The 8,272-nt window shown below is 45.7% G+C and carries 4 protein-coding genes, 4 tRNA genes and 1 pseudogene; all 9 read right to left on the bottom strand.

All coding sequences use genetic code 11. The features are described from left to right. A pseudogene (locus WEIDD23_RS12695) lies at nt 1-1,335 on the bottom strand (DNA-directed RNA polymerase subunit beta); the annotation flags it as partial. A gap of 267 nt (nt 1,336-1,602) precedes the next feature. Further along, entirely contained in the window at nt 1,603-4,101 is a 2,499-nt protein-coding gene (locus WEIDD23_RS02740; protein ID WP_010369521.1) for an ATP-dependent Clp protease ATP-binding subunit, read from the bottom strand. 2 nt (nt 4,102-4,103) lie between these two features. Then, nucleotides 4,104-4,580, bottom strand: coding sequence for a CtsR family transcriptional regulator (locus WEIDD23_RS02735; protein WP_010369523.1), 477 nt, complete (start codon nt 4,578-4,580; stop codon nt 4,104-4,106). Nucleotides 4,581-4,826: 246 nt separating this feature from the next. Beyond that, nucleotides 4,827-4,899 (bottom strand) — tRNA-Arg (locus tag WEIDD23_RS02730). Between the two features lie 37 nt (nt 4,900-4,936). Next, nucleotides 4,937-5,009 (bottom strand) — tRNA-Gly (locus tag WEIDD23_RS02725). Between the two features lie 6 nt (nt 5,010-5,015). Next, nucleotides 5,016-5,088 (bottom strand) — tRNA-Thr (locus WEIDD23_RS02720). 21 nt (nt 5,089-5,109) lie between these two features. Next, nucleotides 5,110-5,191: transfer RNA gene (locus WEIDD23_RS02715), tRNA-Leu, on the bottom strand. Nucleotides 5,192-6,176: 985 nt separating this feature from the next. Next, nucleotides 6,177-7,460 (bottom strand): serine--tRNA ligase, encoded by a 1,284-nt coding sequence (gene serS, locus WEIDD23_RS02710; RefSeq protein ID WP_010369527.1) that lies wholly within the window; start codon nt 7,458-7,460, stop codon nt 6,177-6,179. Nucleotides 7,461-7,476: 16 nt separating this feature from the next. Next, entirely contained in the window at nt 7,477-8,127 is a 651-nt protein-coding gene (locus WEIDD23_RS02705) for a deoxynucleoside kinase (RefSeq protein WP_062358739.1), read from the bottom strand. Nucleotides 8,128-8,272: the final 145 nt, after the last annotated feature.

The following is an 8,272-nucleotide window of genomic DNA, read 5'->3' as shown; positions in this document are numbered from 1 at the left end:
AGACATACGCTCACGAACCACACGCTCCATACGGCTCAAACCGATACGGAATGTGTTTTGCAACAATTCACCCACACGACGGATACGACGGTTACCCAAGTGGTCAATGTCGTCCGTTGCGCCGATGCCCAATGGCAAGTTCAAGAAGTAGTTCATACCAGCGATGATATCAGCTGGTTGGATCGTACGAATTGACTCGTCAAATTGACCGTTACCGATCACTGGCAAAGTCTTTTCTGGATCCTCTGGGTTTTCAACCAAGATTGTTTGCAACGTCATAGGCGTCGTCACAACACCTTCGTCTGAAGGCGTAAATGTCGTCGTCTTAAAGTCGTCACGATCTAGGTAAGGTGCCAAGTCGGCCATAACCTTCTTGTCGATTAGCGTACCCTTTTCGGCGATAACTTCACCAGTTTCAGGGTCAGCCAACGTTTCACCCAACGTCAAGCCCATCAAACGCGTCTTCAATGACAACTTCTTGTTGATCTTGTAACGACCAACTGGTGCCAAATCGTAACGCTTTGGGTCAAAGAAGCGCGCTGTCAACAACGCACGTGATGAATCCGCCGTCTTTGGCTCACCTGGACGCAGACGCTCGTAGATGTCCTTCAATCCTTCTTCGACACGAGAGTCGTTGATATCCTTGTGAACATCCTTATCCAACGTCAATGAGATTGAATCGTATTGGTCACCCAAAATTTGCAAAATCTCTGAGTCAGATCCGTAACCCAAGGCACGAACCAATTCAGTGATTGGCAACTTACGCGTACGATCAATACGTACGTAGCTCAATCCCTTGGCATCTGTTTCATATTCCAACCAAGCACCACGGCTTGGGATGAAAGTCGTTCCATAGTTAGGACGACCATTCTTATCCAATTCCTCGTTGTAGTACACACCAGGAGAGCGGACAAGTTGTGAGACGATAACACGCTCAGCTCCGTTAATGATGAACGTACCTGATGGCGTCATCAATGGGAAATCACCAAAGAACACATCTTGTGACTTAATTTCACCAGTTTCTTGGTTCGTCAAGCGCAACGTTACGTGCAATGGTGCTGAGTAATTAGCATCGTGGTTACGTGCTTCTTCTACTGTGTACTTAGGCTCCATGAGCTTATAGTCCACAAATTCCAATGACAACTTACCTTGGAAGTCCTCGATTGGCAAAATGTCCGTAAACATTTCGCGCAATCCTTCATCCAAGAACCAGTTGTATGAGTCCGTTTGGATCTCAATCAAGTTAGGCAAATCAAGGACTTCCTTGATTCGTGCGTAACTACGACGAACACGGTGCTTACCGTACTTTACAAGCGTTCCTACCAAGTTTTCCACCTCGCTTTGATTTGGCCAACTGCGCACACCAGTTTCTTTACAGTTTGATTACAATATCTGTTTTTTACCGGTTTTTGAGTGCAAAAAAGACAACGGCATTTCCATTGATGAAAACACCACTGCCCTTGCTATAAAGGCATTCAGGGACAATATTTCCTGCCTGCCGTTGTCTATGCACAATTAAACTACCTTATAGTATACAAGAAAAAGCAAGTAATATCAAGATTTTAAACCTTTGTCAATACTTGCTTTTTCAATTTATTGTGTTTATTCTGTGACCGCTTCTTGACTGTTCGTCTTTGACTTCACATTAATTGTGATTTCGCCACTCTTAGCACCGATCGTGACAACATCATTCGTCGTCACCTTACCAGCCAATAACTCTTCAGACAAACGATCTTCAACCTTCGTTTGCAACGCACGACGGATTGGACGTGCGCCATACTCTGGATCGAAGCCAGCCTTAGCAACCACATCAATGGCCGCTGGCGTAATCTTCACGTCAAAGCCTTGATCAGCGATACGCTTCAAGACTGACTTGGCCATCAACTTCACGATTTGGTGAAGTTCTGGCTTCGTCAATGAGTGGAAGACCACAATTTCATCAATACGGTTAATGAATTCCGGACGGAACGTCTCACGCAACGTCTTACGAACCGTCTCATTCATCGCATCGTAATCCTTTGACTTATCAACGGCACCAAAGCCGACTGACTTTTCATCACGAACACGAGTTGCACCCAAGTTAGACGTCATGATGATAATCGTGTTACGGAAATCGACCTTACGTCCCTTGGCATCCGTCAAGTAACCATCGTCAAAGACTTGCAACATCAAGTTGTAAATATCAGGGTGCGCCTTTTCAGCTTCATCCAATAGCACAACTGAGTATGGGTTACGACGAACCTTTTCAGTCAATTGGCCACCTTCTTCGTAACCAACGTAACCAGGTGCTGACCCGACCAAACGGCTAGCTGAGTATGCTTCACGGTATTCAGACATATCAACACGAATCATGTTGTCTTCTGAACCAAACATAGCTTCAGCCAAAGCCTTGGCCAACTCAGTCTTACCAGTACCCGTAGGTCCCAAGAACATAAACGTTCCAATTGGACGTTGTGGATCCTTCAAGCCTGAACGTGCACGACGAATTGAACGGGCGATGGCTGATACCGCTTCATCTTGCCCAACAACACGGTTGTGCAAAACCTTCTCCAAGTTCAACAAACGCTCTTGTTCTGACTTCTCCATTTGCGTTAGTGGAATACCAGTTTGCTCTGAAACAACTTCTGCAATATCATGCGTCGTAACTTCAAGGTCATAACTAGCTGACCCTTCTGGTTGTTCAGCATCACGATCTGCGATGTACTTATCAACCTTCTTCTTCTGGGTCATTTCCTTCTTACGCAATTGAGCTGCCAATTCGAAATCAAGCGCTTCGATAGCGGCATCCTTTTCAGCGCGGATGGTTTGCAACTTTTCCTCAAGCTTAGCCAACGGCGTCTTGTGACCAGAACGGTCAATGCGCACCTTGGCAGCTGCTTCATCCATGATATCGATAGCCTTGTCAGGCAAGAAGCGATCCGTCACGTAACGAACTGACAACTTAACAGCATCAACTACTGCGTCATCAGAGATGGCCACTTGGTGGTGTTGCTCGTAACGACTCTTCAAGCCCTTCAAGATTTCAATCGCATCAGCTTCAGATGGCTCGTCAACTTGCACTTGGGCAAAACGACGTTCCAAAGCAGCATCGGCTTCAATGTACTTTTGGTACTCATCCAAAGTCGTCGCACCAATCGTTTGCAATTCACCACGGGCCAAGGCTGGCTTCAAGATGTTTGACGCATCAATCGCCCCCTCAGCACCACCGGCACCAATCAACGTGTGCAACTCATCAATGAACAAGATCACATTGCCATCGCGTTGGATTTCGTCGATAACCTTCTTCAAGCGGTCTTCAAACTCACCGCGATACTTTGTTCCAGCGACCAATGACCCCATATCTAGCATCATCAAACGCTTCTTTGCCATGTCAGCTGGCACTTCGCCAGCGACAATCTTTTGGGCCAAACCTTCAGCAATCGCCGTCTTACCAACACCAGGCTCACCAATCAATACTGGGTTGTTCTTTGTGCGACGTGACAAGATTTGAATAACACGCTTCACTTCAGCAGAACGGCCAATGACAGGGTCCATGTGGTGATCACGGGCTTGTTGTGTTAAATCACGGGCCAATGAATCCAACGTTGGCGTACCTTCTTGTTGACCTTGTTGGTTACCACGACGGCTACCCCGGGCGTCCTTCTTACGCGCTGTATCATTAATACCCAACTTGCGCAAAATGACACGACGCATCTCACCTGGGTTAGCATCCAATGCAATCAAGATACGTGATGACAAGATTGAGTCATCAGCCAACAATGCCAACAACATGTGCTCCGTGCCGACACGACCTTGTTGCATGTTACGCGCTTCTTCACCAGCTAATTGCAACACTTCACCAGCCTTTGGTGAGTATGGCAAGTAAGCTTCCTTTTCAGCGCGTGATAGCGTACCGTAACCCGTAAAGCGTTCAATTTCCTCACGAATATCATCATCAGAAATATTAAATTGTTGCATTACCTTGCTGGCAATACCCTCTTTTTCAATCGCCAAGGCCAAAAGCAAGTGCTCCGTCCCAACGGCTTGGTGCTTAAAATACTTTGCTTGTTCTTGTGCCAAAACTAAAACGTTCTTTGCACTAGGTGTGTATTGATTATCCATAATTATTTACGCTCACTTTCAAACCGTAATCGGTTTAATAATTGACGCAGCAATTGTCCGCGTAGCTGTCCGGCCATCCGGGCATCCCCTACCGCTAATGCTTCCTTTGATAACATCGTTAATACAATCTTACCTTCCCGTTCAGTTAACAGTTCATCCCGGTATAAGCTTTCGATGATGTCGGTTGCTTCGCGTACGCTCACTACCTCTGAGAGACTTTGAATCAATTCTTCTATAAAACGTGGGTCAGTCCGTAGCGGAATTTGGACAATCCGAATATATCCACCGCCACCACGTTTTGACTCCACTATATAGCCGTTTTGAATCGTAAAACGTGTCTTAATGACATAATTGATCTGCGACGGCACGACATCGAAACGTTGTGCGAGTTCAGATCGACGAATTTCAATTTTCTCTGATTGCCGCAAAATCTGTTTCAGATACGTCTCGATAGCATCTGACATGTTTTGATCAGCCATGCGCGTGCCCCCTTGACCAATGTTGACATTATTATAAAACGCACTGCTTTGCAATGCCAATAATTTGTCGTGGTTTTCGCACACTTTCTGTAAGTTTACCATTACTCACAGTTTCTAAACAAAATTTTTCACAGATTTCCGCATACCCATACTGTAACAAATAATTATATCGATTCGACACGTATTCATTGGTAAAAACACGACAGAAAAACCACCAAGAAATATCTTGATGGTTTTTCCAATCGATGGGCCTAGCAGGACTCGAACCTGCAATACCCGGTTCGTAGCCGGGGTGTTTATCCAATTAGCATATAAGCCCAATAAATATTTAATTTGATTCTAAATCTAGAATCAGAAGCGAACAACGGGATTCGAACCCGCGACCTCTACCATGGCAAGGTAGCGTTCTACCAACTGAACTATATTCGCATCAAATGCCGACTACTGGATTCGAACCAGCGACCCCTTCATTACTAGTGAAGTGCTCTGCCAGCTGAGCTAAGTCGGCATGTCTATCGTAAACCGATAATACGGATGACAGGAATCGAACCTGCACGCCCGAAGGCACTGGAACCTAAATCCAGCGCGTCTGCCAGTTCCGCCACATCCGCAACAGACGTCTTCAAGTTATTCGCTTGAAACAACTTTTATATAATAACAAGTTTCGAATTAAGTGTCAACACTTTTTTAAAACTTGTTTTATCAAGTGGAACGCTTGGCAGCGGTCCGGTAGGCATGTCGCCTTACCACTCGATATATATTACTCGCTTCCGCCCAGTTTGGCAATACTTTTTTCATAAAAAAATAAACGTTTTGTGTCGACGCGTTGCGTCGAGGTATGGCAGGTGGTTGGGGTGGCGGTGCTCCGTCCTTCAATATAAGCTGGTGGCGACGGAGTCCCGTTCTCACTAAGTCTCAGCGTATTTCGGCGCCTACCGGCTTAAAATCCACTGCTACTAAGTGATTCCTGGTGCTCCTTCCTTCGCTTTATCACCGGCTAATATCGCAGGATCTCCGCACCACCACCCCAACCACCCGCCATACCAGCAACCGAGATATTCTCTATCAATTTCGATATTCATCTCTATGGACCGCAGGCACACACTAAGGAACCATGGATTTGCTAGTAAACATTATCGATCATTCAGCTCATTGGCGATTTTCGAACCAAAGTATTGCAACCATAAAATTCCCAGTCGAATTAACGCATTCCGGTTAATTCGACTGGGAATTTTTTCGTCTATCGCTAACTATGTCAGTTATCAGGTTCACGCATTTAATTCTCGGTGGATGATTATCACAGACAGACAAGAACATATCGGCTGCTGGCATGGGAGTTCAGCACTATCGGAGCGTTCAAATCGGGGCAACATGCCGCATGGCCAGCGCTATTCAGGTAAGCCCATATAGGACTAAAGGATTAGGGGGAATTATTTGCCCCGCTGAATGGCGCCTGTGCCATTCGGTTGCCTCAATTTGAACTTTGCCGAAGATAGCGCTGAACTCCCATGCCTCGACGCAACGCGTCGACACAAACCACCAACTAAAAAGCCCAACAACCAAAACCTGATTGTTGAGCTAAAATAATGTTTAATTTTACAACGTGTCTTCAGGAACGATCTTGTCTGCGCCAAAGTATGGACGTAGCACTTCTGGAATCGTCACTGTACCGTCTGCGTTTTGGTAGTTTTCCAAGATTGCGGCAACTGTACGACCAACTGCCAACCCTGATCCGTTCAACGTGTGAACGAATTGCAACTTACCTTCTTCATCACGGTATTGAATACGGGCACGACGCGCTTGGAAGGCCTCTGTGTTTGATACAGATGAAATCTCACGGTAGATGTCTTGTTCAGGCATCCAAACTTCCAAATCGTATGTCTTCGCAGCTGAGAAGCCCATGTCTCCCGTTGACAACGTGATCACGTGATATGGCAAGTTCAACTTTTGCAAGATGTTTTCAGCATTGGCCGTCATATCTTCCAAAGCTTGGTATGATTGCTCAGGCTTCGTAAACTTAACCATTTCAACCTTGTTGAATTGGTGCATACGAATCAATCCACGCGTGTCACGACCAGCTGAACCGGCTTCTTGACGGAATGATGGTGAAACGGCCGTTACAGAGTATGGCAACTTGTCAGCATCAATCACTTCTTCACGGAAGTAGTTCGTCAAAGGCACTTCAGCCGTTGGAATCAACGTCATGTCTTCGTTTGTGCCGACACGATAAGCATCTTCCATAAACTTAGGGTATTGACCCGTACCAAACATGGCTGCGTCCTTAACCATGTAAGGCGTAATCATTTCCTTGTAGCCTTCCTTTTGGTGCTCGTCCAACATGAAGTTGTAAACGGCACGCTCAAGACGGGCACCTTGGCCAACGTAGTAGACGAAGCGAGCGCCAGCAACCTTAGCACCGCGCTCCCAGTCCAAAATACCAAGGTCTTCACCAATTTCGTAGTGTGCCTTTGGCTTGAAGTCGAATGATGGGATTTCACCCCAAACACGCTCTTCACGGTTAGCTTCTTCATCCGCACCAACTGGAATCGTTGGGTTTGGCAAGTTAGGGAAGTGCAACATGCGGTCTTGGATAGCTTCGTCGACCTTAGCGACCTCTTCATCCAATTCCTTAATCTTGGCAGACACCGTTTGCATTTCAGCAATAACATCTGACGCATCTTCCTTGTTACGCTTCTTCAAACCGATTTCGTCAGACACCGTGTTACGGCGGGCCTTCAACTCTTCCGTTTGTACCAACAACTCACGACGCTTAGCATCGTCAGCTACCAAGGCGTCCACTTCCGCAGCATCGACACCACGCGTGGCCAAACGTTCCTTTACGCTTTCCGTTTCATTACGGATCAACTTCATATCTAACATAATTCTTTTCTCCTAATTAATCACGCAAACCGAGTTCATCAACTTTTTCGTCAATCAAAGACAAGACCTTCTTGGCCGCTTCAGGGTCATTAACGAAATCGTACTTGTCACCATCAATACTTAGCTTATGCGAACGGTCATAACCTTCGAACCAAGCAATGTAACGCTCGTTCAACGTCTTGTAGTAATCATACAAAGATGGGTCGTGATCAATTTGTTCGAAATCACGGCCACGCTTTTGAATACGGGCCAACATCGTATCGAAACTGACGTGGATATAAATCAACAAGTCTGGCGTCTTAACGATAGCATCATCAGAAAAATCAACTTGTTCCATCATGTTGTTCAACAGATCGCCGTAAATTTGGACTTCTGTTTGCGTTGCACGTTCCAAATCGGCATTCAATTGGAATAGCAACAAATCTTCAAAAATTGAACGATCAATGACGTTTAGCTTGCTGCCTTGTGCGTCCTTGATATTGTCCATGCGCTTGTTCAAGAAATAATTTTGTAGCAAGAACGCATACTTCTTTGGATTCTCGTAGAACAAAGGCAAAATTGGGTTATCGTCCACGGACTCATAGAATGCGTCACTTCCCAAGTGCTCAGCGAGCATAGTTGTCAAACTGGTCTTTCCAGCTCCGATAGTTCCCGATAATACGATCATCGTGTCGTCCTGCTTTCTAAAATCAATATTAAGTCTATTCTACCAAATTTAAGAGGTCCTTAACACTCCCTTTATTTGGTCAGACGGTCTTTATAAGTTGCGCTGTATTCTTCGAGGGCTGGAATATCTGCTGACTTTGACTTAT

The organism is Weissella sp. DD23 (assembly GCF_001579105.1).
GTDB classification, from domain to species: domain Bacteria; phylum Bacillota; class Bacilli; order Lactobacillales; family Lactobacillaceae; genus Weissella; species Weissella cibaria.
This window is presented reverse-complemented; position numbering and strand designations above follow the sequence as displayed.